This window comes from Variovorax sp. HW608 (genome assembly GCF_900090195.1).
GTDB lineage: Bacteria > Pseudomonadota > Gammaproteobacteria > Burkholderiales > Burkholderiaceae_C > Variovorax.
The window spans coordinates 453,998-474,954 of the sequence record NZ_LT607803.1; the positions used below are offsets into that span (position 1 = coordinate 453,998).

The 20,957-nt window shown below is 61.1% G+C and carries 17 protein-coding genes; 13 read left to right on the plus strand and 4 right to left on the minus strand.

What is annotated here, in order from left to right:
- The first annotated feature begins 381 nt into the window (after positions 1-381).
- The 3 genes from VAR608DRAFT_RS02030 to VAR608DRAFT_RS02040 all read left to right on the plus strand — a co-directional run bounded on the left by VAR608DRAFT_RS02030 (position 382) and on the right by VAR608DRAFT_RS02040 (position 3,684).
- Positions 382-1,314, plus strand: a complete 933-nt coding sequence (locus tag VAR608DRAFT_RS02030; RefSeq protein ID WP_088952550.1) for a LysR substrate-binding domain-containing protein — start codon at positions 382-384, stop codon at positions 1,312-1,314.
- A 235-nt stretch (positions 1,315-1,549) separates the two neighbouring features.
- Positions 1,550-2,728 carry a CaiB/BaiF CoA transferase family protein gene (locus tag VAR608DRAFT_RS02035; RefSeq protein WP_088952551.1) on the plus strand — a complete coding sequence of 393 codons (1,179 nt, stop codon included), beginning with the start codon at positions 1,550-1,552 and terminating at the stop codon, positions 2,726-2,728.
- An 8-nt stretch (positions 2,729-2,736) separates the two neighbouring features.
- Positions 2,737-3,684 (plus strand): HpcH/HpaI aldolase/citrate lyase family protein, encoded by a 948-nt coding sequence (locus VAR608DRAFT_RS02040; protein WP_088952552.1) that lies wholly within the window; start codon positions 2,737-2,739, stop codon positions 3,682-3,684.
- 419 nt (positions 3,685-4,103) lie between these two features.
- Here VAR608DRAFT_RS02040 and VAR608DRAFT_RS02045 read toward each other — a convergent pair whose 3' ends face one another.
- The gene (locus VAR608DRAFT_RS02045; RefSeq protein WP_197700451.1) at positions 4,104-5,294 is read right to left on the minus strand and encodes an aminotransferase-like domain-containing protein; all 1,191 of its coding nucleotides are present in this window, start codon (positions 5,292-5,294) and stop codon (positions 4,104-4,106) included.
- A 333-nt stretch (positions 5,295-5,627) separates the two neighbouring features.
- Between VAR608DRAFT_RS02045 and VAR608DRAFT_RS02050 the strand changes: the two genes are divergently transcribed.
- The 10 genes from VAR608DRAFT_RS02050 to VAR608DRAFT_RS02090 all read left to right on the plus strand — a co-directional run bounded on the left by VAR608DRAFT_RS02050 (position 5,628) and on the right by VAR608DRAFT_RS02090 (position 17,930).
- Positions 5,628-6,833, plus strand: coding sequence for a branched-chain amino acid ABC transporter substrate-binding protein (locus VAR608DRAFT_RS02050; protein WP_088952553.1), 1,206 nt, complete (start codon positions 5,628-5,630; stop codon positions 6,831-6,833).
- A gap of 297 nt (positions 6,834-7,130) precedes the next feature.
- Complete coding sequence (locus VAR608DRAFT_RS38420; protein ID WP_088952554.1) at positions 7,131-7,529, plus strand: alpha-hydroxy-acid oxidizing protein; 399 nt, start codon at positions 7,131-7,133, stop codon at positions 7,527-7,529.
- 115 nt (positions 7,530-7,644) lie between these two features.
- The gene (locus tag VAR608DRAFT_RS02060) at positions 7,645-8,745 is read left to right on the plus strand and encodes a M14 family metallopeptidase (RefSeq protein WP_088952555.1); all 1,101 of its coding nucleotides are present in this window, start codon (positions 7,645-7,647) and stop codon (positions 8,743-8,745) included.
- Between the two features lie 141 nt (positions 8,746-8,886).
- Positions 8,887-10,458 (plus strand): ABC transporter substrate-binding protein, encoded by a 1,572-nt coding sequence (locus VAR608DRAFT_RS02065; RefSeq protein WP_088952556.1) that lies wholly within the window; start codon positions 8,887-8,889, stop codon positions 10,456-10,458.
- Positions 10,459-11,509: 1,051 nt separating this feature from the next.
- Positions 11,510-12,271, plus strand: a complete 762-nt coding sequence (locus VAR608DRAFT_RS02070; RefSeq protein WP_088952557.1) for a FadR/GntR family transcriptional regulator — start codon at positions 11,510-11,512, stop codon at positions 12,269-12,271.
- Positions 12,272-13,174: 903 nt separating this feature from the next.
- Positions 13,175-14,725 carry an IS21 family transposase gene (gene istA, locus VAR608DRAFT_RS02075; RefSeq protein ID WP_088952558.1) on the plus strand — a complete coding sequence of 517 codons (1,551 nt, stop codon included), beginning with the start codon at positions 13,175-13,177 and terminating at the stop codon, positions 14,723-14,725.
- Positions 14,726-14,740: 15 nt separating this feature from the next.
- Positions 14,741-15,478: an IS21-like element helper ATPase IstB gene (istB, locus tag VAR608DRAFT_RS02080; protein WP_088952559.1), complete on the plus strand. Its 738-nt coding sequence runs from the start codon at positions 14,741-14,743 to the stop codon at positions 15,476-15,478.
- Positions 15,475-15,693: a hypothetical protein gene (locus VAR608DRAFT_RS02085; RefSeq protein WP_088952560.1), complete on the plus strand. Its 219-nt coding sequence runs from the start codon at positions 15,475-15,477 to the stop codon at positions 15,691-15,693. The genes istB and VAR608DRAFT_RS02085 overlap by 4 nt, the downstream gene beginning before the upstream one ends.
- Positions 15,694-16,523: 830 nt before the next feature.
- A complete protein-coding gene (locus tag VAR608DRAFT_RS36670) occupies positions 16,524-16,973 on the plus strand; it encodes a M81 family metallopeptidase (protein WP_157730564.1) in 450 nt (149 codons plus the stop codon).
- 30 nt (positions 16,974-17,003) lie between these two features.
- Positions 17,004-17,930, plus strand: coding sequence for a helix-turn-helix domain-containing protein (locus VAR608DRAFT_RS02090; RefSeq protein WP_088952561.1), 927 nt, complete (start codon positions 17,004-17,006; stop codon positions 17,928-17,930).
- Positions 17,931-18,263: 333 nt separating this feature from the next.
- Here VAR608DRAFT_RS02090 and VAR608DRAFT_RS02095 read toward each other — a convergent pair whose 3' ends face one another.
- Genes VAR608DRAFT_RS02095 through VAR608DRAFT_RS02105 form a run of 3 tightly spaced genes read right to left on the minus strand, consistent with a single transcriptional unit; the run spans position 18,264 to position 20,951 of the window.
- Entirely contained in the window at positions 18,264-18,980 is a 717-nt protein-coding gene (locus VAR608DRAFT_RS02095) for an ABC transporter ATP-binding protein (RefSeq protein ID WP_088952562.1), read from the minus strand.
- 1 nt (position 18,981) lies between these two features.
- A complete protein-coding gene (locus VAR608DRAFT_RS02100; protein WP_088952563.1) occupies positions 18,982-19,752 on the minus strand; it encodes an ABC transporter ATP-binding protein in 771 nt (256 codons plus the stop codon).
- Between the two features lie 17 nt (positions 19,753-19,769).
- A complete protein-coding gene (locus VAR608DRAFT_RS02105) occupies positions 19,770-20,951 on the minus strand; it encodes a branched-chain amino acid ABC transporter permease (RefSeq protein ID WP_088952564.1) in 1,182 nt (393 codons plus the stop codon).
- Between the last annotated feature and the right edge of the window lie 6 nt (positions 20,952-20,957).

The window sequence follows — 20,957 nt, forward strand, 5'->3', positions numbered from 1 at the left end:
CCTTGTCTGTTCGTGCCGTGACGCGTGGAGTCGATTGGTGGCCGCCTAGAAAATGTACACCTGCCGTGGTGCTCGATTGCCGTTTGAGGCGTGTTTGTCACCCAGCGATGGTTGAATAGCGGCTGCAGCAGATCGATGGGCACGATGGCGACGCAGTCACCAACGCACTGAGCGCTGAGCGTCGGCCATAGAGTCCAGCTACATTGGCTAGCGCGCTCCATAGCTGAAATCGACGCGAGACGTCCTGAGGCTGTAGACATTGCAAAGCAGAGGAGCGATATTCGTCATCCTTGAGAGCCTTGCAGGTTCCCGCTTCGTCTAACGAGCCCCCTGGCCGCGTTCGGCCGAATCGATTCCACATTGTTTGCCATCCGTTGTCTCATGGATCTTCGTCAGCTTCGCTATTTCATTGCAATCGTCGACTGCGGAAGTCTCTCCAAGGCTGCCGAACGACTCCACATCGCCCAGCCTTCGTTGAGCCAGCAGATCGCCGCCATGGAAAGCGAGCTCAGCGTGCCGATCTTGCTTCGAAGTTCGCAAGGGGTCGCCGCGACACAGGCCGGCATGACGCTGTATCGGCACGCCCGCCAGGTGCTGAGGCAACTTGAGCAACTGCGCGTTGAAGTAGGGCAGGCGGGAGAGGGCGAGGTTGGGACGGTGACAATCGGCTTGCCGACCAGCGTGGCAGCGATAGTCGCGGTACCGCTCTATCGGGCTGTCAGGCTGCAGCATCCTGGAATCCGCCTGAACATCATCGAGAGCATGAGTGGAAACCTGATGGATCTGCTCGCGAGCCAGCGTTTAGACCTTGCGGTGCTGTTCCGCGAGGTGGAGTCGCGTGGCGTGGCGGTGTTGCCACTGCTGCGCGATTCGCTTGCGATTTACGGTGTGGAGTCAATGTTGACGCGTGCGGGAAAGCGCTTGAACCGAATTCATGATCTAGATGGGGTTCCGCTCGTCCTGCCCGGTCCCTCGAACGGACTGCGCATTCACGTTGAGAAGCTTTTCGCTCGCTCGGGGACGCATTTGAATGTGGTTGCCGATATCGACGCCTTGCCGACTCTCATTGCCATCGTGGCTGAGGGCGCTGCATGCACCGTCTTGTCGGAAGCGCTTGGACCAATGTGCGGGCCCGCCATTGCCACCGGTATCCGACTTGAGGATAGCGGTGCAGACCGTCCCGTATCTCTGTGTTGGTCGACGGCTAGCGCTCCAAACTCGGCCGTTGACGCCGTGCGACGGATTGTCGCTGCCGTTTGTGCGCAAGCTGTTGACGACGGATCGTGGGCAGGAGCACATAGGCTCGACCTATGACCGGTAGCGGAAAGGAGTATTTCCGCGCGCCCGCAGCTGCTGATATGTTCTCGTGGCGCCGATCAGCTCTCCGGCGGCGGAATGAGACGGATGACAGGCAAATCGCCGCCAGGCACGCTGCTGGAACGGCGTCAGATCTTGGCGAATGCTGAGGCCTGTGTAGTTCGATTGTGGAGACCTCCACATCAATCCAGAGTGGACTTTCCACCTTGAGCGCCAAGAGGAATCAAAGAACATGTCGTATCCCCTCGATGACATTCTCGTCGTATCCATCGAACAGGCCATCGCGGCTCCGCTTGCCAGTCGTCACCTGGCTGACTGGGGAGCGCGCGTCATCAAGATTGAACGCCCGGGCACTGGCGACTTCGCACGACACTACGACAAGGTGATGGACGGTGTTTCAAGTCAGTTTGTCTGGGTCAATCGTTCGAAGGAGAGTCTGTCGATGGACATCAAGGGGGCCGAGGGGTCCACGGCCCTGATGGCACTCATTGAACGAGCCGACGTGTTCATCCAGAACTTGGCCCCAGGCGCGGCCAAGCGGCAAGGCTTGGACGCCAAGTCGCTGGTAGAACGTTTTCCGAGGCTGATTGCCTGCGACATCTCCGGGTACGGCTCCAGCGGGCCTTATAGCAACAAGAAGGCCTACGACTTGCTCGTCCAATGCGAGAGCGGATTCTTGTCGATCAACGGCACGCCGGAATCTCCATCGAAGAGTGGCCTCTCGATTGTCGACATCGCCACTGGCATGTACGCGTTGAACGGGATCCTCACGGCCCTGCATCACCGGGATCGAACAGGTAAAGGAATTGCGCTCGAGGTGTCACTATTTGACGCGATGGCCGAATGGATGAGCTATCCGGCCTATTACACGCGTGCTACAAAGCTTGCGATGCCTCGGACGGGTGCGCGACATGCCACGATCGCGCCCTATGGGCCTTTCTCGGTCGGCGACGGACAGACCGTGTTCTTCGGGATCCAGAACGAACGCGAATGGAGGAGCTTCTGCGACGTGGTGATGGGCGACGCGGCGCTCGCGCGCGATCCGCGCTTCTTGAGCAACCCGCTTCGTCTACAGAACCTGGAGGCGCTGGAAGCGGCGATCACCAACCGGTTCTCAAAACTTACCTGCGACGCCGTGATCGAAAAGTTGGAGCTCGCTTCAATTGCAAACGGCCGCATGAATGACGTCGACGGACTGCTCACGCACCCGCAGATTCTTGAGCGCCAGCGCTATAGGGCAGTAGATACCGAAAGTGGGGAACACGACGTGGTCCTGCCGCCTGTGATATTCGATGGCCTGGATCCCGTGATGAAGCGAGTTCCTGCCATCGGCGAGCACACGGAGGCCATCCTGGCCGAAATCGACCAGTGGAAAAAGTCCGCTCCCAGCGGCAGGGGTGCGCAAGCATGAACTCCGGCATGCAACCTCGCACCTCCGGTCGTCCCAGTCGCACAGTCCTAGCGGTACCGGGTCACCGACTCAAAATGCTTTCCTCTGCAGCGGCGAGCGCCACCGATGGTGTGTTCATTGATCTTGAGGACGCAGTGCCGCCCGCCGAGAAAGCGGAGGCTTTGCAAACCGCTATTCGCGCACTGAACGAATTGGACTGGGGATCGAAAATCGTCGCCGTCCGTGTCAACTCGACGTCCGAAGGTGTCATCAGCGAGGAGATCTGCGAACTCGCTTCGATGCGGAGGCTCGATAGCATCCTTATCCCCAAGGTCGAATCGGTCGATGTGATCCGGCAGACCGAATTGCTGCTTGAGAAGGCGGGCAGAGAAGGCGCTACGGTGGACGTTGAGGCGCTGATCGAGACCGCTACAGGACTCGTAAACGTCGATACGATTGCCGCTGCGGGAGGGCGCCTCAGTGCTCTCCACTTTGGTGTTGGAGACTTCTCGGCCTCAATTGGTGCGCGGAACATTGACATTGGCGGTACTCACGCAGGATACGCTGTGACTCGTCGCGATGACGTAGGCAATTACACGTCCCATCCGATTGATCTTTGGTCGTATCCGATGATGCGGATTCTCGTAGCTGCGCGAGCCAATGGTCTTCGTGCCATCGACGGCCCTTGTGGAGCGTTCAGGGATGCAGTGCTGTCACGCTCTTTCGCCCTCAAGGCTGCAGCGATGGGCTTTGACGGCAAGCAGGTGATCCATCCTGACCAGATTGAACCTACGAAGGTCGCTTTCAGCCCCACTGTCGAGGAAATCAATAGGGCGGAAAAGACTCTTGCTGCCATGCGTGACGCAGAGTCGTCAGGACTGGCTGCCGTCTCGGTTGAGGGACGCATGGTGGACTACGCCAACGTGAGGATGGCGAACCGTGTGCTGCTAATGGCAGGAAAGCATAGACTTGCCTAATTCTGTCTGCCGCACTGATCTAATCCTTCGTCCAACTACTGCTCGCTGATTCGAGCCTTTGCGCAACAACTCAATTCTTGGCATCTGATGGACGGCGCAACGGAGCTTTAACAACGGATGGAGGGACGCGTCGTCGACGTTCGAAGTGATTCACTGCATGCTTGTCCCGCGTGAGGAACATCGCTAGCGTGGACAAGGACCGCGCCCAACCACGCCAACAGCAAACTGATTGGTCCAAGCTCGGCCAGCTCACGCTGTGAGCGAGTGGTGGGCGAGGATGCAGGCATAGCCCAGGAGGTGTCTCGATCTAACTGGGACATTTCACTGCAGCTCTGACAAACGGACATCACGAGCAGCTGATGTCTGGATTGTCGTGCATCACGAGGCCGAGCTGGCCGCAGTCCGGTGGGCAAGGTCGTCTATGCGAGATGGCGATGCAGGCACGCACCCATCAGACCAATGCCTTTCTCGATGGCTGGACCAGAAGCCACGGAGTAGCTGAGCCGCGCATAGTTCTTCCTGGGAAGGACCGGGAAGAAGCTTTCGCCCGGTACATAGATCACCTTGGCTTCGGGCAAGAGGTGATCGAGCATGAACGCAGCCGAGTCGAAGCCCTCTGGAAACTCAAGCCATAGAAACAAGCCACCCTCCGCGCGGTTGATCTTGACCGAGCTGGGAAAGGCCGCTTGCATGCAGCGCACCATCAGGTCACATTTCTGACGGTATGCCGCCTGGACCTCTTGGATGTGCGCATCGAAATCGTTGTTTTTCAGGAATGTGGCGACGACCGCCATGTTGATCGTGCTGCATTGAGAGTCCGCCGCGAGCTTGAGCATGCCAAGCTTGTCGACCAGACCACTTGATGCGACAGCCCATCCCAGCCGCAGGCCGGGCGCCAATGTCTTGGAGAACGATCCGAGATAGACGACTTTCTCGTTCTCGTCAAAGCTCTTGATCGTCGGCAGCTTGTTTCCGTGGAAGCGCACATCCCGATATGGAGCATCTTCGAGAACAAGGAAATTGTATTTGTGAGCCAGAGCGGCCAGTCGACGGCGCCGATCAACGCTCATGACTGCGCCGGTCGGATTCTGGAAGTCGGGCACCGTGTAGAGGAACTTGAATCTGACGTCGGCCCTAAGGCGCTCCTCGAGGGCGTCGATGTTCATGCCCTGATCGTCGATCTCGATGGCGAGGTATCGGGGCTGATACGGATTGAACGCAATCAGAGCGCCGATGAACGTGGGATCCTCGACGGCGATCAGGTCACCCTGATTGATCAGGAGCTTCCCAAACAAGTCCAGGCCCTGCTGAGCGCCGTTGAGCATGATGACGTTGTCCGCAGAGCAAGTCACGCCATCGGCCCGCATGCGCTTTGCAATCTCGCCGCGCAGACCTTGCAGCCCGGTCTGTTCCGTGTACTGCATTGCAAATCGCCCCTGGTCCGCGATAACCGCGCGGTAAGCCTCGGCCAGTCCCGAAAGAGGAAACAAGCTCGCGTCGGGATAGCCACCACCGAAGGAAATGACGCCGGGCTGCTGTGCCAGGACGAAGAATTGCCGGATGGCGGAAGGCTTGACCAAGGCCATGCGGTCGGCGAGAAGTTCGTTCATACGATCAAAAAGGCGCTGGATCCTTCGGTGAGGGATCAATACCACGGCCCGCGACCGTCGGGGCGGCAGGCCGTGGGGCTTCGATGAAATGTCCAACCATTGTGCTGGCGCCGCCCCGGGGCTTGTGTTCCTAAAAGGACCTGGTTGCTGATATCGGCCTCGGCTGTTGCCGCCACTACACCTTAAACAGGCGGCCGTCTTGGACAAAAACGTCCGTCAATTGAAAGAAGGCTACCCCCGAACGTTCGCAAAATCCAACCATGCCCGCATGGGGCCTATAGCTCCAAGGCAACCTAGTCGTATTCGTCGATCAACGCGCTCCAGGAACCTCATATGCGATTCAATCTTATTCAGCTCGCCGTGGTCGCCGTCATGCTTACCGCATGCGGGGACAAAAAGGATACCCCCGTCGCCTCCGGAGCGCCTAGCGTGCCCTCGGCGACGCCAGCCGCTGCCAAGCCGAGCGAATCCATCACCGTTCGCATCGGGCACGCGGCACCCACCAGTGGCCCAGCAGCGCATCTTGGCAAAGACGACGAACTCGGGGCGCGCATGGCGATTGATGAATTGAACGCGAAGGGAATCAAGCTCGGCGGGAAGCTGGCAAAGTTCGAACTGCTTGCCGAGGATGACGCAAGCGATCCCAAGCAGGCGACTGCGGTAGCCCAGAAGCTTGCGGACCAGGGCGTCAACGGCGTTATCGGCCACGCGGGCTCCGGCACTTCCATTCCGGCGTCGAGGATCTATGCCGACGCGGGTATTCCCCAGATCTCGCCCTCGGCGACCAACCCGAAATTCACCCGCCAAGGCTTCAAGACGACGTTCCGTGTGGTCGCTGATGACACGCAGCTCGGCGGGGCGCTCGGACGCTATGCGGTCAAGGACATGCAGGGCAAGCGGATTGCGATCGTGGACGACCGTACGGCATACGGCCAGGGGGTCGCCGAAGAGTTCAAGAAGGCAGTCGAGGCGGCAGGAGGGCACATCGTGGGGTACGAGTTCACGACGGACAAAGCCACCGACTTCAACGCCATTCTCACCAAGCTGAAGGGCGCGCAGCCCGACATCCTTTTCTTCGGTGGATTGGATGCCGTTGCAGGTCCGATGCTGCGTCAAACCAAGCAACTGGGGATGGCGATCCGGTTCATGGGCGGGGATGGACTGTGCACCGGCGAGCTTGCCAAGCTTGCGGGCGACGCGATCGGGGAGGGGACGGTCGTCTGTGCGGAAGCCGGAGGCGTAGAGGGCGAACTGAAGGGTCCGCTGGAAAAGTTCAAGACTGACTTCAAGGCCAAGAATGGTGTCGACGTCCAGATCTATGCGCCGTATGTCTACGATGCCGTCAACGTCATGGCGGCCGCCATGCAGCAGGCGGACTCTTCCGACCCGAATGTCTATCTGCCCAAGCTCAAGACGATCCAGTACAACGGCATCACGGGGCCCATCTCGTTTGATGAAAAAGGGGATATCAAGGGCGGTGCATTGACGCTGTACACCTACAAGTCTGGCGCTCGTACCCAGCTTGCAACGATTCGCTAAGGCGCGGTGATCCTGTATGCAGCGTTGCCAAAGGTGCCGCGGTGCTCCGGGCGCGTGCCACGGATGGTAACGCGTCCGTGAGCAGGACATTGACGCTCTCCGGCGTCGGTGATTGGCGAGCGCTTGCTCGCTATCGCCTTCCCCGCCAGTTGTTCAAGTGCGTCGAAGGCGGGTCTGGCGGCGAAGTGACTCTTGGGCGCGATAGGGAAGGCTTCCGGGCCCTTGCGTTGCGCCAGCGGTTTTACGTGGCGTCAGCAACGCTTCGTTGGCCAGACAGCACCAGGGGAGCGATGATCGATGCCCGGGAATTGGCTCCGGTGCGTCTTGCGGCCTCTTTCGTTGGCCCGGACAGGTCCAGGCGGCGCGTCCGGCACAGAAGTTTGGTGTTGGGCGCGCCTCGGCACAGCAGCGCCGTGTTCGATCGGAGACGTGGGAGTGACAACGTCAAAGCCGGTCAGGTTCCAGCTGTACGTGATGCGGGACCGAGGCCTTGTCGCCGGACTCATCGCGCGCGCAAGTGTGGCTGGCGGTCGTCCGTTGACGCCCACCGTCGACCGGCCAATCGCTGGGCTTCGTCATCGTGACGCAGCAGCAACTGGGGTCCAGCGGCAACCTGGGAAGAAGTGGATTGCTCACTCTATCGGGTCAACGCCGCGCTCAAGAGCCGGGTCCGGAAAGAATCAATGTCGTCATTGAGGTCTGCAAGCCGGGCCCAAGTCGAGCAGACAGGACGGTGCTGCCTTTCGACTGGCAAGGACACCTCCCGCTTGCCTAATTCCGAAATCTCACGATCCAAGGACTTCACAGAATCATGAAGAACGTGACTGACTACGTTACCGGCTGCTTCTCCGAAACCTACGCTGAAGCTCGAGAGAAATTCCTCGCAGCTGCAAAGGAATGCTGCGCCAGGGTGGAGTCCCGCGTCCTGGAAGGGTATCGGGGAGCGCAAGGGGAGGAACTCGCAATGGATGTCGCCCGAGTCAGTTCTCAGGGGGCGTCGTCCGCGATCGTTGTCATCTCGGGGACCCACGGTCCAGAAGGCTTCTGTGGATCGGGAGCGCAGGTCTCTATGTTGCGGGACACGGAGCTGCACACGCGTTTGCGTGAGCTCGGGACGGAGTTGGTGCTGATTCATGCCAATAACCCGTATGGGTTCTCGAACTTGCAACGAACGAATGAGCACAATGTCGACCTGAACCGCAACAACCTCGATTTCTCAAGGCCGCTGCAACCCAATCCGCGCTACAAGGACGTGCACGACCTGCAAATACCCAGGGAGTGGCCGCCGAGTGCGGAAACACGGAACCGTATCGCTGAATACATCCGGCAGCACGGAGAACTTGCGTATCGCAGCGCAGTCGTCCAAGGGCAGCACACGCATCCGGACGGTGTTTTCTATGCGGGAACGGAGACGAGTTGGAGTTTGCGCAACCTTCACCAGGTTCTCTCATCTCAGTCGGAGCGCGTAAGAATCGCAGCGTGGATCGACATCCACACCGGCTTGGGACCGAGTGGGTACGCGGAGAAGCAGAGTAGCTTCAGCGAGAACCTGCCTCTTACCCGGAAGATCTGGGGCGAGGACGTGTTCTCACTTGAAGAGAACAACGCCAATTCGCCACCCATTCGCGGCACGATCATGTCCATCGTGTCTCGCGCATTTCCCGGCGCTCAGACGGCCAGCATTGCTCTGGAGTTCGGAACGCTTCCCTGGAATGTCGTCAGTGACAACTTGCGCGCGGACCATTGGCGCCATCGCTATGGAGCGAGCCTGCAGCCTTCACTGATCGAGGAGATCAAGAAGAACGTCAAGGACGCCTTCTATGTCGACTCGGACCTGTGGCGAGGGATGGTCTTGGGCCAGTGCCGCGCAGCAGTCATGCAGGCGATGTATGGCATACGAGCGCTGAGCTAGACCGCGCACCTGGCTTCGCTATCCCCCAGTCGGATCGGGCATCAAAACCAGCCAGAACAGAAGGCGTGTCCCACAACAGGCGAGCCAGTTTGCCGGCTCGCTGATCTCTCACCCCCATTGCTTGACTCAGGAGTGCATTCCATGAATCGCCGAAACGTCATCCAAATAGCCGCGGCCAGTGCTGCCGGTCTCACGCTGGCAGGTATTCCTCTGTCGGCGCTTGCCGAGGGAAAGCGTGGTGGTGTGTTGAATGCCGCGATTCAGCCTGAGCCGCCGGGTCTTAACATCGGCGTGTACCAGAACGTTCCCGCGGTCGTAGTGGGCGGCAATATCTATGAAGGACTGTTGAAGTTCGATGAAAAGCTCAATCCGCTCCCTTGCCTTGCCACTTCTTGGAGCGTGAGCGCGGACGGGCTCGTCTATACCTTCAAGCTCAAGCCGAATGTGAAGTGGCACGACGGCAAGCCATTCAGCGCGGATGACGTCGTTTTCTCGTCGGACGTGTTCAATCGCAAGATGCACGCGCGGGCGCGTGACAATCTTGCCGTCGTACAGAGCATTCGGGCTGTCGATCCCCTCACGGTTGAGTTCAAATTGAAGAGTACGTTCGGCGCATTCCTTGGATTCTTTGCTGGAAATGCGCTGCCCATGATTCCGAAGCACGTCTTCGAGGGGGCCGCAGACTTCGCGCGGCACCCTGGCAACGAGACGTATGTTGGCACCGGACCTTTCAGATTCAAGGAGTGGGTCAAGGGTTCCTATATCCAGTTGGTACGGTTTGACGACTACCACGAGAAAGGTCTTCCGTGGCTCGATGCCGTCTACTTTCACGTGATTCCCGATGCCGCAGCTCGAGCAAGTGCGTTCGAAAGCGGAAAATTGGACGTGCTACCGGGCGGCTCAGTCGAGAACTTCGACGTTGCGCGGTTGGCCAAGCTTCCAGGAGTGCAGGTGACGCAGAAGGGGTGGGAGCTGTTCACGCCGATCTCGCACATCGTCGTGAACAATCGAAAGGCCCCGATGGACAACGTGAAGTTCCGGCAAGCGCTCAGCCTTGCCTTGGATCGCGAATTGATGCGCAAGGTTGCCTGGTACGGCTACGCCGATGTGTCCAATGGGCCGTTCAGCAGCCATCTCAAGTTCTACGACGCTTCGATCCCGAAGTTGACCCGGAACAAGGAGCAGTCGGTCAAGCTCCTGAACGAGGCCGGGTACAAAGGTGAGACTTTGCGTTTGATGCCCTTGCCTTACGGAGAAACATGGCAGCGCCTTGCGGAGATCGCGAGGCAGAACCTCGCTGATGTGGGCGTGAAAGTCCAGTTGGTGGCAACGGACGTGGCGGGCTGGAACGCAAAGATGAGCGATTGGGACTTCGATCTTGCGTTCACGTATGTCTCGGGTCACGGCGATCCGGCGCTGGGTACCACGCGCCACTACACAACTTCGAACATTGCGAAGGGAACGCCTTTCAACAATGTGGAGGGCTTCAGCAATCCGAAGGTGGATGAGCTGTTCGCCCGAGGCGCGGCGGAGATCGACACGGCGAAGCGTCGAGTGATCTATTCGGAGCTGCAGAAACTTCTGGTTGACGAGATGCCGGTTCTTTGGCTCCATGATCTCAATTTTCCGACCCTCTATCGCACGAAGGTCAACAATCTCATCAACACAGGGGCGGGATTGGTAGACAGCCTGACCCAAACTTGGATGGCCTAATCGCGGCAGTGACTGCAGGCACAGGACGGACCTGCAGTCGAAGTGCCGGGTTGTTGGCTGAGTTGGTTCGAGGCGAGGCATCCCGCTCGTGCGGGGGGAACTGCGCACCGAGCTGCTGATTCCCATTCGATCCGTTGACATACCTTGATCTTGCCTCGCCTTCTCTCGCCGGCTGCTTTCCGTCTTTCGACAACCCTTGCCCAGGCCGCAGGCGTCAACTTCATCGAAGTCCCTGCTGACAAGGATGCCCCAAGCTTCACGGTGCCGTCTGGACGCCTTGCGCCGTGCCCGCGGGCCAGATTGCGCTGGGCCGCAGATCGTCGGTGGGGTCAATGATTGCGGAGTTTCCCAGACTCAATTGCCGCTGGTGGTGATCTCGCACGGTACTGGGGGATCATTCCCCGGACAACACGACACGGCGACCGCGCTGGCCGATGCTGGCTTCGTTGTCGTGGTCATGAATCACCCAGCAGACGACTTCCAGGATCTTGGTCGCCAAGGCCACCTGTCATCATTCGCCACTCGGCCCGTTGATACGCGGCGGCTGGTCGACTACATGCTTGGCACCTGGCGCGGGCGCGGGAAGGTGGCCGCGGATCGTGTGGGGGTCTTCGGGTGAGCGTGCCGCAACTGGTCATCCCTGGTTTGCAAAGGAGCGGGGCGATGGCCTTGATTGGAAGCACCTTCGAGGGCAAAAGCTAGCGGCGCTCGGCTATCACTCGCCGAGTATGAAACTGGCCCATCTTTGCGGACTGGATCGGAGTGCCACCGCGTCAGATCAAGAAGCTGCGGCCATGTTGATCCTCACGGGCGCATTCGTCGGCTTTCTGCCGGACCACTATGCGGAGCCGTTTGTTAAGGCGGGACGATTGCGGGTCGTGGCCAGGGCCTTTCTACGAATTTCTGCGCCTGGCCCACAAAGACATCGTTCAGCGCTCGGGTCTTCTGCGATCGAGCAGCGAGTCCGTTGCGCGACACACTCTTGGGCGCTTCGAGAACCATCGGGTTTATAATGATAATTTGCGCTTCTGGTTGGCGCAGGAGTTGGCGTATGGCTGTTTTCGAACAGCGCAGAAAACGAAAGAAGCTGTCCGACTACATCATTGACGACGTCAAGCGGTGGATTGTCAGCGAGGGCAAGCAGCCCGGCGATCGACTGCCTAACGAAAAGGAGCTGATCGAGCAGACCGGTTACTCCAAGAGCACGGTTCGAGAGGCGCTGAAGGCCCTCGAAGTCGGCGGGCTCATTGAAATGCGGACTGGCCCGAACGGCGGTGTCTACCTGCAACAGGTTACCCACGAGCACGCCTCTGAGCCTCTTCGAAACTTCCTGCATTTCTATCGGCTTGGTTGGCACGATATCTATCAACTTCGGAAGGTCTTGGAGCCAGAGCTTGCAGTAAGCGTTGTCGGCAAGCTGACGGATGAGCAACTCTCAAAGCTTGCGGAGAATTTGGAGTTCTGTACCCACGGTCCAAAGGACGATGAGGACCTTCTAGCTCAGCGGGCTGCAGAAATCGAGTTCCACAACATACTGGCAAGCGCTTGCCCGAATCCGGTACTCAGCTTCGTCTGTCGCTTTCTGAACGATCTATTGGCCGACTTGGTGGTCTATCGAAATGTGACGGACACCCACAAATTCGGCGAGACGAATGTCGATTTCCATGCGCTGCTCTTGAACGCATACCGCAGGGAGGATGCGGAAACGGTTCATCGTGTCATGGTCGAACACATGAAGGATGCTGAAGACCACATGCATTTGAATGCGCGAATGAGCGGAAAAGGGGTTCTTCTCGCGAGCGACCAGCGCTGATGCAGCGCGGACTCGTTCACGAGGTTGCCCGCTCTGAGACTCATCGCGGCGCAAGCTTGTCGATTCGCCTGGTTCCAGACGCCTAGAACTTTGGTGGTAACCGCACGGCGCGCAGCATGTACCTACCACTGGCCGCGATCAGTGCGACGCCGGCGCCGATACTCCAGTTCGACCGTCTCGCCCCAGAAGGCATAGGCGAGCAACGGGGCTCAGACGATGCTGCCGTAGCGACGACCACCGCATAGTTGCCCAGGACTGCGAGGATGGAGGCGCCTGAGATCTAGGCGATTGCCTCGGCTTCAAGCTCGCGCCACGTGTCCAAGGCGCTCATGACCACGCCGGCCGCGGCTACCGCCAGCGTGGTCGCAGCGTCGGTTCATGAGGTCCCTTGCGGCAAGCGACCAAGCGACCCCGCGCACGCAAGTGCGCAGACCAGGTCAAGCGCGCTGGCTTCGAGCGAGGGGCGCAGCAGGACGAGCACTTCTGTGAAGCCGAGGCCCGTCGCGGGCGCGCGGTCCACACGCCGGGACTCGATGCCGGCCGCCCCGCTGAAGCCTGATGACCGCGGTCATCATGAGCGAGGTGACAGTGGCGAGCGGCACCAGGGACAGGGCCAGCACCGAGGGTCGCTGCCGACGTGATTTTGAGCAGCGCGCGGAGTGCGCCGACGGGCCGGGCGAGGGTGCGCCAGTGTCCGATGGCGCCCGCACGCGCGGCCAGGGCCAGGATGCGTATTTCAGGGCATCGTGGACGCCCGTTTCAGCCGATCGTGGACGGCATTTCAGATGAACGTGGACGCGGTTTCAGGCTGATCGTGGACGACGTTTCAGCGTGATCGTGGACGATTGCGGAGCGCGCGGGTGATCTTGACCGTTGGCATGCTGGCCGATTTTTCGGCCCGCCATGCCCACTACCAGGATCACGATGCGCCAGATTCGACAGGCCCTTCGCCTGCACCTTGAAGCCGACCTGAGCTACGCCCAGGTCGCCCGCGCCGTCGGCATCGGCAAGGGAACCGTCGGCAAGTTCATGCTGCTGGCGCGTGCTGCCGGCGTGGACTGGAGCGTGGCCCAGACGCTCTCGGACGAAGAACTTGAGGCTCGCCTTTACCCGCCGGCCGTGCCGCGCTCGAGCCGACAGCTCGAACCGGACTACGCCTGGATCCATCAGGAACTCAAGCGCCCGGGCGTCACCCTGCAGTTGCTCTGGGAGGAGTACCAGCGTGATCGCAGCAAAGGGGGCGAGGCGGCCTACAAGTACACGAGCTTCTGCGTGAAGTACCGGGCCTGGGCATCGAGCCTGAAGCGTTCGATGCGCCAGACACACGTGGCCGGCGAGCGCCTGTTCGTCGACTACGCCGGACAGACCGTGCCGGTGATCGACGCGAGCAGCGGCGAGATCCGACGCGCCCAGATCTTCGTGTCGGTGCTGGGGGCGTCCAACTACACCTACGCCTGCGCCACCGCAACGCAGACCACGGCCGACTGGGTCGGCTCGATCATCGACGCGCTGGAGTTCATCGGCGGCGTGCCGCGGCTGATCGTTCCGGACCAGACGCGCGCACTGATCGCGCGGCCCGACCGCTATGAGCCGGCCGTCAATCGTCTGGTCGACGAGTTCTGCGACCACTATGACGTTGCGGTGCTCCCAGCGCGTCCAGCTCATCCGAGGGACAAGCCCAAAGTCGAAGTCGGAGTGCAAGTGGTCGAGAGATGGATCCTGGCACGTCTTCGCAACCGGCGCTTCTTTAGCCTGGCCGAGCTCAATGGCGCCATTGCCGAACTGCTCACCAACCTGAACGCCCGAGCGTTCAAGAAGCTGCCCGGCTGCCGCGCGAGCGCCTTCGACGCACTGGATCGACCGGCCTTGCGGCCGTTGCCGGCCACGCGGATGGCCATCGCGCGCTTCAAGCGAGCCCGCGTGAACATCGACTACCACATCGAACTCGATGGTCACTACTACAGCGTGCCGCACCGGCTGGTGCGCTGTGTCGTGGAACTGCGCGTGACGGCCACCACGGTGGAGATCCTCAGCGGCAACCAGCGCGTGGCAGTCCACCCGTACAGCACCCGGCGCGGCGCCTACAGCACGCTCGCCGAACACATGCCGGCGTCGCATCGTGCACACCGGGAGTGGACGCCTGCGCGGCTGATCGCCTGGGGTGAGCGCATCGGCGCGGCCACCGCCGGCGTGGTGCGCTGGCAGATGGAACACCGCCCGCATCCCGAGCAGGGCTACCGAGCCTGCCTGGGACTGCAGCGCCTGGCGCGGCAGTACGGCGACGCCCGGCTCGAAGCCGCGTGTGCCCGGGCGCTGTCGATCCGCTCACCGACCTATCGCAGCGTGAACTCGATCCTGGCCTCAGGTCTGGATCGCCAGCAGGTGCCGGCCGAACCGGCACAGGCGTCACTGCCGCTGCACGACAACGTGCGCGGCCCCGACTACTACCACTGAAGAAGGAGAACCCCCTTGCTCAACGAACACACCCTGGATCAACTGCGTGGCCTGCGCCTGGACGGCATGGTCCACGCTCTGGCCGACCAGGCCACCAGCACGGCGGCGAGCGAACTGGCCTTCGAGGAGCGCCTGGCACTGCTGGTGCAGCGCGAGATCGATTGGCGCGACAGCAAGCGCCTGACGCGGCTGCTCAAGGCGGCCAAGCTCAAGGTCGCCGGCGCGTGCATCGAGGACATCGACTGGCGCGCCTCGCGCGGGCTCGATCGCAACCTCGTCACCGCCCTGGCCGGCTGCGATTGGCTGCGTCACGGTCGCTGCGTCCTGATCACGGGAGCGACCGGAGTCGGGAAGACCTGGCTGGCGTGTGCGCTGGCGCAGCAGGCGGCGCGCTCGGGCTTCACGGTGCTGTACATGCGCGCGCCGCGTCTGCTCGAAGAACTGCGGGTGGCCCACGGCGATGGCAGCTTCGGCCGGCGTCTCGCACAACTCGCGCGCATCGACCTCCTGGCCATCGATGACTTCGCCATCGCCCCCATCACTGCGGCCGAGCGCAACGATCTGCTCGAATTGCTGGACGACCGCGTGGGCACGCGCGCCACGCTGATCACGAGCCAGTTGCCGGTGAGTGCATGGCACGAATGGCTCAACGACCCGACGCTGGCCGATGCGATCCTCGACCGCATCGTGCACGCCGCGCACAAGATCGCGCTCAAGGGCGAGTCGATGCGCAGGAAGCAGGCGATGTCATGACCGCTTCGCGCAGTCCGTGCGGCACCACCGCCGTCGCGCCGAACACGGCTTGCCCACCGCGGCGGTCGTTCGTCGCAAGCGACGCCCGCCGCCGTGGACAAGCCTACGCCGTAGAGAGGCAAATCCTCATCGCCTTCGGCGCCGCGTTGACCACCCCGGCGATGCTCGCCGGCATGGACAACGCTCGACGCTTCACCGTGATGGTGGACGACTGAGATACCATGAACCCCTTCACTCGCGTGCTTCCGTGATCGTCCACGATCACCTTGAAACACCGTCCGCGATCACGCTGAAACCAGCGTCCACGATCGTTGAAATGCGCAGCCAGGACGATCAGGGAGGCGCAGATCCGCGCACGGCGAGGATCTGGCCCGTCGTGTAGTGTGACGCTGCAACCTTGATGAACGCATCGTTGAGCACATAGCAGGCCATCGGGACCAGCATCATTACGATGCCGCGCCGATTCTCAATGGGGCGGCCACCGGGATCGTCTGCGCCGTCCTCGCCGGACGACTGTTCTGAACTGTCTGTTGTTCGCGTTGCGAATCCCAAAGTGATCGTCGCGAATTAGCACGGGCTGGCGTTGATCGATGGCCGGCCCATGTCGATTCCTTCGCGGTGGTGAATCGCGCCAATCGAACGGGATCGTCGCATACCTGCCCGGACCCGGATGAAGGCGTCGTCAATGATGTAGTCGCCAGCTTGTTGCGCTTCCTGCGCCGTTCTGCAACTGCCGTAGCCTTGCCCGCACTAGATAAGGTAAGCGCCGCGCTCAACTAGCGCATGACGGAGCCTCGCTGGAAGGCTCCATAGCAGTGCCTGAAATGTCTGAAAGAACACAATAACCCATCGCGAGTCGTGATTTTCAGTCATCGGCTTGCATTCTCGAGGGGTGTAGGGGTTTCTATCGATACCAACAAACAGAATTAACCGGTTAAATTGACCTGAATGCTTCGCGCCTTCTGCAGGCGAGCCACCCTGTCGGTTCGCTAAGGCATTGGTTCAAGCAGTCCGCTGCCCTTGTAACGATCGTGGAGTTGCACAAATGAAGCGTCGCGGAATACCGATCGCCCGCCTGAATAATGAGCCGAACACGTTCTCTCCTGTTCCTATGCCCTTGCAGGCGTTCGGCCCGAATGCACTGACTTTGATGAGGATGCCTGCCGAGACGACAGGGGTACGTGTACTGCAATGTCGGCATTCATCGAGCTGGCGGAAAAAGCCTGGCGCCGAGGTGATAGCTCCCGTATCGACGTCGGCAATTCCGCGCGGTCCGGTCGATACCGCCGCGGGCACGGTTCTCTGCGAGAGCATCCTCAGAGGCGAGCCGTCCGCTGCAACTCTGGATGCATTTGGCAAAGAGCCGTTGCCGATGCATGCCTTCGGTAGTGACCCACGAATTGTGGTTGCTCCGCACATTGCCGACCACGCTGATCTGATGATCCTGCCGAGGAAAGGATCGGGAAGCCGCGCCGACCTCGGCCGCGGACGCTAGGGAAAGCAGACAGCGAAGGAGAACGACGACATGAAGACCGATGTCAAATGGGATCACTACTCCGACTTCTGTCGGGCCTCACCGTACGCCGTCTTTCAACAAGAGCATCGCCGAGCAACTGGGCGACTCTCATTCGACATGATGACTGTCGATCAGGCAGATCATGATTTTGCCGATCCCAGCGTGCCAGAAACGGTTATTGCTCTTCCGCTAACTGTCGCGCCGGGCAGCACCTGGGGTTGGAGCATGGGACAGGGATGGCAGAAAGAGCTGGCGCAAACGGGACGGATGCTTGCGCTCCCTGAAAACACCGAAAGCCGGTGGGCGGTCACAGGAAAGCGAAAGCTCCTTCTCTTGGCAATTCCCAGGTGCACCATTCAACGCATTTTCGGATCTGATCAAATTCCAGCTCTCGAAGAAGTGTTTCGTCCGCTGTCACTCAAATCCTGGGAGGATCCGCTCGTCCAGTCCGTGATGTTACGGATGTGGGACGGCATGTTAGGCAATCTTCGCTACGATCAACTGCTACTCGATAGTGCCCTGATCACGATGGTTGTTCACCTTGTGCAGAGAGCAGGGGGCGCACTGGAAATCGACAAGCCGGTTGTTCTGCCCTCGTGGCGTCTCAAACGCGTGTTCGAATACGTGGACGCACACCTGGATGAGGAATTGGATGTCGAGACACTGGCGGGACTGTCCGGCCTGAGTGCAAGACACTTTTCACGCGCCTTCACCAAGCAACTTGGGCAAACTCCGCATCGTTGGTTGATGTCGAGACGTACAGAGCGCGCTCTTCAACTCCTCGCTGACCAGCAGGTGAGCTTGGCGGATGTGGCAGGTATTTGTGGCTTTGCGAATCAAAGTCACTTGACCAAGGTAATAAAGGACGAAACAGGATACACGCCGAAGCGTTGGCGGCACTTGGCGCCAGCGCGCCCTGCCTCTGTGGCACCCTAGTGGCGGGCACCCGAAGTGGCTGTTGTACTTGTCTTTCTCGAGAAGGTTACGGCCGCGATCGAGATCCCTGACCGAAGGAGAGCCGGGCGGTACGTTCAGGCGCAACACTTCTGGTCGCCGTCGAATGCCGATTGCGCAAGACGAGGCGACGATGCGCGTGCGAGGCTTCGCACTGACAACGTGCAGAAGGCTCGCGGGCTGCCTGCGCATTCAGCGCGCGGCAGCTTGCCTGTGTCGCACCCACTCTAGCCGGCTGCCGATGTGTATGCATCGGCATCCTTGACGAGAGCGACCATATCCGTCCGCGCTTTTCTACGACTGCCCGAGTGGATGCTATTCCCCCAGGTACGCCGCCCGCACCTTCGGGTCGCTCAGCATCACCTTGGCATCGCCGCTCATCGTGATCAGGCCCGACTCCATCACATAGCCACGATCGGCCAGTTGCAGCGCACGGCTGGCGTTCTGCTCCACGAGCAGCACGGTCACGCCCTGGTCGTAGACCTGCTTCACCACCTCGAAGATCTTGTCGACCATGATCGGCGACAGACCCATCGACGGTTCGTCGAGCAGCAGCACCTTGGGCCGCGCCATCAGCGCCCGCCCCATCGCGAGCATCTGCTGCTCGCCGCCGGACATGGTTCCGGCCAGCTGCGTCGCGCGTTCCTTGAGGCGCGGGAAGGTCGCGAAGACGCGGTCGATGTCGCGCGCGATCTCGGCCTTGTCGTTGCGGATGTAGGCACCGATCTGCAGGTTCTCGGTGATGGTCATGCGCGTGAACACGCCGCGGCCTTCCGGCACCATGACCAGCCCCTGGCCCACCAGGTCCCAGGCACCGCGCCCCTTGATGCTCTTGCCGAGGAACTCGATGTCGCCGCCGAGGAACGGCAGCGTGCCGGTGATGGCCTTCATCGTCGTGGTCTTGCCGGCGCCGTTGGAGCCGATCAGCGAGACCAGCTCGCCTTCGTGCACCTCGAAGTCCACGCCCTTCACGGCCTGGATGCCGCCATAGGCGACCTTCAGGCCGCTGATCTTCAAAAGGGTTTGCGCCATCTCAATGTCCTCCGGTGCCGAGGTAGGCCTCGATCACCTTTTCGTTCTTCTGCACGTCCGCGGGCGTTCCCTCGGCGATCTGTTTTCCGTAGTCGAGCACCGTGACCCGGTCGCACAGGCCCATTACGAGCTTCACGTCGTGCTCGATCAGGAGGATGGTGCGATCGTCCTTGCGGATACGGTCGATGAGCTGGCGCAGCTGCACCTTCTCGGTGGCGTTCATGCCGGCCGCGGGCTCGTCCAGCGCGATGAGCTGCGGATCGGTGGCCAGCGCGCGGGCGATCTCCAGCCGCCGCTGGTCGCCGTAGCTCAGCGTGCGCGCCTTGTAGTCGGCGAACTTGCCGATGCCCACGTAGTCGAGCAGCTCGTGCGCGCGCTTGGCGATCGCAGCCTCCTCGGCCTTGAAACCGCCGGTGCGGAAGATCGCGCCGAACAGGCCCGAGTGGGTACGGATGTGGCGGCCCACCATGACGTTCTCGAGCGCCGTCATCTCCGCGAACAACCGGATGTTCTGGAAGGTGCGCGCGATGCCGGCCTTGGCGACCTCATGCACCGCGGTCGGCTGGTAGGGCTTGCCGGCCAGCTCGAAGGTGCCGCCGTCGGGCGTGTAGAGGCCGGTGATGACGTTGAAGAAAGTGGTCTTGCCCGCGCCGTTGGGACCAATCAGTCCGTAGACCTGGCCGCGCAGGATCTTCATGCCCACGTCGGACAGCGCCTGCAGCCCGCCGAAGCGCTTCGAAATACCTTGGACGTTGAGGACGGTGTCTGTCATGTTCTCTCTCCCATCCCTCACGGATTGATCGACATCGGACGCGAGGCCACGCCCGGGACTTCGTCGGACGGGGCTTCAATCCCCGGCGCAGCGGCCGGCATGCCCGAAGCGGGTGCCACGCCCTTGCGCGCCAGGGACTTGCCGTGCTCCGGCGACGGCCACAGGCCGCGCGGACGCACCAGCATGATGATGATCATCGCCAGCGCGACGAAGAGCTGGCGCAGGATGGAGGCATCGAGCCGGCCGCCGGTCATCTCCTGCAGCGGGCCCGCGACGTAGCGCAGCACCTCGGGCAGTGCCGACAGAAGCACCGCGCCGAGAATCACGCCCGGCAGATGCCCGATGCCGCCGAGCACGACCATCGCGACGATCATCACGGACTCCGAAAGAGCGAAGGACTCGGGCGACACGAAGCCCTGGAAGGCCGCGAACATCGAACCCGCCACGCCGCCGAAGCTCGCACCCATGCCGAAGGCCAGCAGCTTCATGTTGCGCGTGTTGATGCCCATCGCCTTGGCGGCGATCTCGTCTTCGCGGATCGCCATCCAGGCGCGGCCGATGCGCGAGAGCTGCAGGCGATGCGAAATCAGGATGGTGAAGAGCACCAGCGCCAGGAACAGGTAGTAGTAGAGCGTGACGGACGAGATCGTGAAGCCGTCGAACTTCAACGGCTTGCCCAGGTTGAGCCCGAAGAAGTGCACCGGCTCGATCGCGGTGATCCCCTTCGGGCCGTTCGTGATGTTGAACGGCTGGTCGAGGTTGTTGAGGAACACGCGGATGATCTCGCCGAAGCCGAGCGTCACGATGGCGAGGTAGTCGCCGCGCAGCTTCAGCGTCGGCGCACCGAGCAGCACGCCGAAGGTCGCGGCAAGACCCAAGCCCAGCGGTATGACGATCAGCAGCGAGCTGTGCAGGCCGTTGGGAAACATGGCCTTGAAGGCCGGGAAGGTCTCACTCAGGTGCGGCGACTCCAGCAGCGCGTACATGTAGGCACCGATGGCGAAGAAGGCCACGTAGCCGAGGTCGAGCAGACCGGCGTAGCCGACCACGATGTTCAGGCCCAGCGCCAGCAGCACGTAGAGGAGCGCGACGTCGGCGATGCGCACCCAGGCGTTGCCCTGCGACTGGAGCAGCAGCGGCAGCACGAGCAGGCCGATCGCTGCGATGACGACGATGAGGAGTTTCTTGCCTTGTTGCATGGCCGT

Bases quoted from the DNA above. Each gene is read 5' to 3' on its own strand.
- VAR608DRAFT_RS02030 (WP_088952550.1), top strand. From the start codon at position 382: ATGGATCTTCGTCAGCTTCGCTATTTCATTGCAATCGTCGACTGCGGA.
- VAR608DRAFT_RS02035 (WP_088952551.1), top strand. From the start codon at position 1,550: ATGTCGTATCCCCTCGATGACATTCTCGTCGTATCCATCGAACAGGCC.
- VAR608DRAFT_RS02040 (WP_088952552.1), top strand. From the start codon at position 2,737: ATGCAACCTCGCACCTCCGGTCGTCCCAGTCGCACAGTCCTAGCGGTA.
- VAR608DRAFT_RS02045 (WP_197700451.1), bottom strand. From the start codon at position 5,294: ATGAACGAACTTCTCGCCGACCGCATGGCCTTGGTCAAGCCTTCCGCC.
- VAR608DRAFT_RS02050 (WP_088952553.1), top strand. From the start codon at position 5,628: ATGCGATTCAATCTTATTCAGCTCGCCGTGGTCGCCGTCATGCTTACC.
- VAR608DRAFT_RS38420 (WP_088952554.1), top strand. From the start codon at position 7,131: ATGCCCGGGAATTGGCTCCGGTGCGTCTTGCGGCCTCTTTCGTTGGCC.
- VAR608DRAFT_RS02060 (WP_088952555.1), top strand. From the start codon at position 7,645: ATGAAGAACGTGACTGACTACGTTACCGGCTGCTTCTCCGAAACCTAC.
- VAR608DRAFT_RS02065 (WP_088952556.1), top strand. From the start codon at position 8,887: ATGAATCGCCGAAACGTCATCCAAATAGCCGCGGCCAGTGCTGCCGGT.
- VAR608DRAFT_RS02070 (WP_088952557.1), top strand. From the start codon at position 11,510: ATGGCTGTTTTCGAACAGCGCAGAAAACGAAAGAAGCTGTCCGACTAC.
- istA (WP_088952558.1), top strand. From the start codon at position 13,175: ATGCCCACTACCAGGATCACGATGCGCCAGATTCGACAGGCCCTTCGC.
- VAR608DRAFT_RS02085 (WP_088952560.1), top strand. From the start codon at position 15,475: ATGACCGCTTCGCGCAGTCCGTGCGGCACCACCGCCGTCGCGCCGAAC.
- VAR608DRAFT_RS36670 (WP_157730564.1), top strand. From the start codon at position 16,524: ATGAAGCGTCGCGGAATACCGATCGCCCGCCTGAATAATGAGCCGAAC.
- VAR608DRAFT_RS02090 (WP_088952561.1), top strand. From the start codon at position 17,004: ATGAAGACCGATGTCAAATGGGATCACTACTCCGACTTCTGTCGGGCC.
- VAR608DRAFT_RS02095 (WP_088952562.1), bottom strand. From the start codon at position 18,980: ATGGCGCAAACCCTTTTGAAGATCAGCGGCCTGAAGGTCGCCTATGGC.
- VAR608DRAFT_RS02100 (WP_088952563.1), bottom strand. From the start codon at position 19,752: ATGACAGACACCGTCCTCAACGTCCAAGGTATTTCGAAGCGCTTCGGC.
- VAR608DRAFT_RS02105 (WP_088952564.1), bottom strand. From the start codon at position 20,951: ATGCAACAAGGCAAGAAACTCCTCATCGTCGTCATCGCAGCGATCGGC.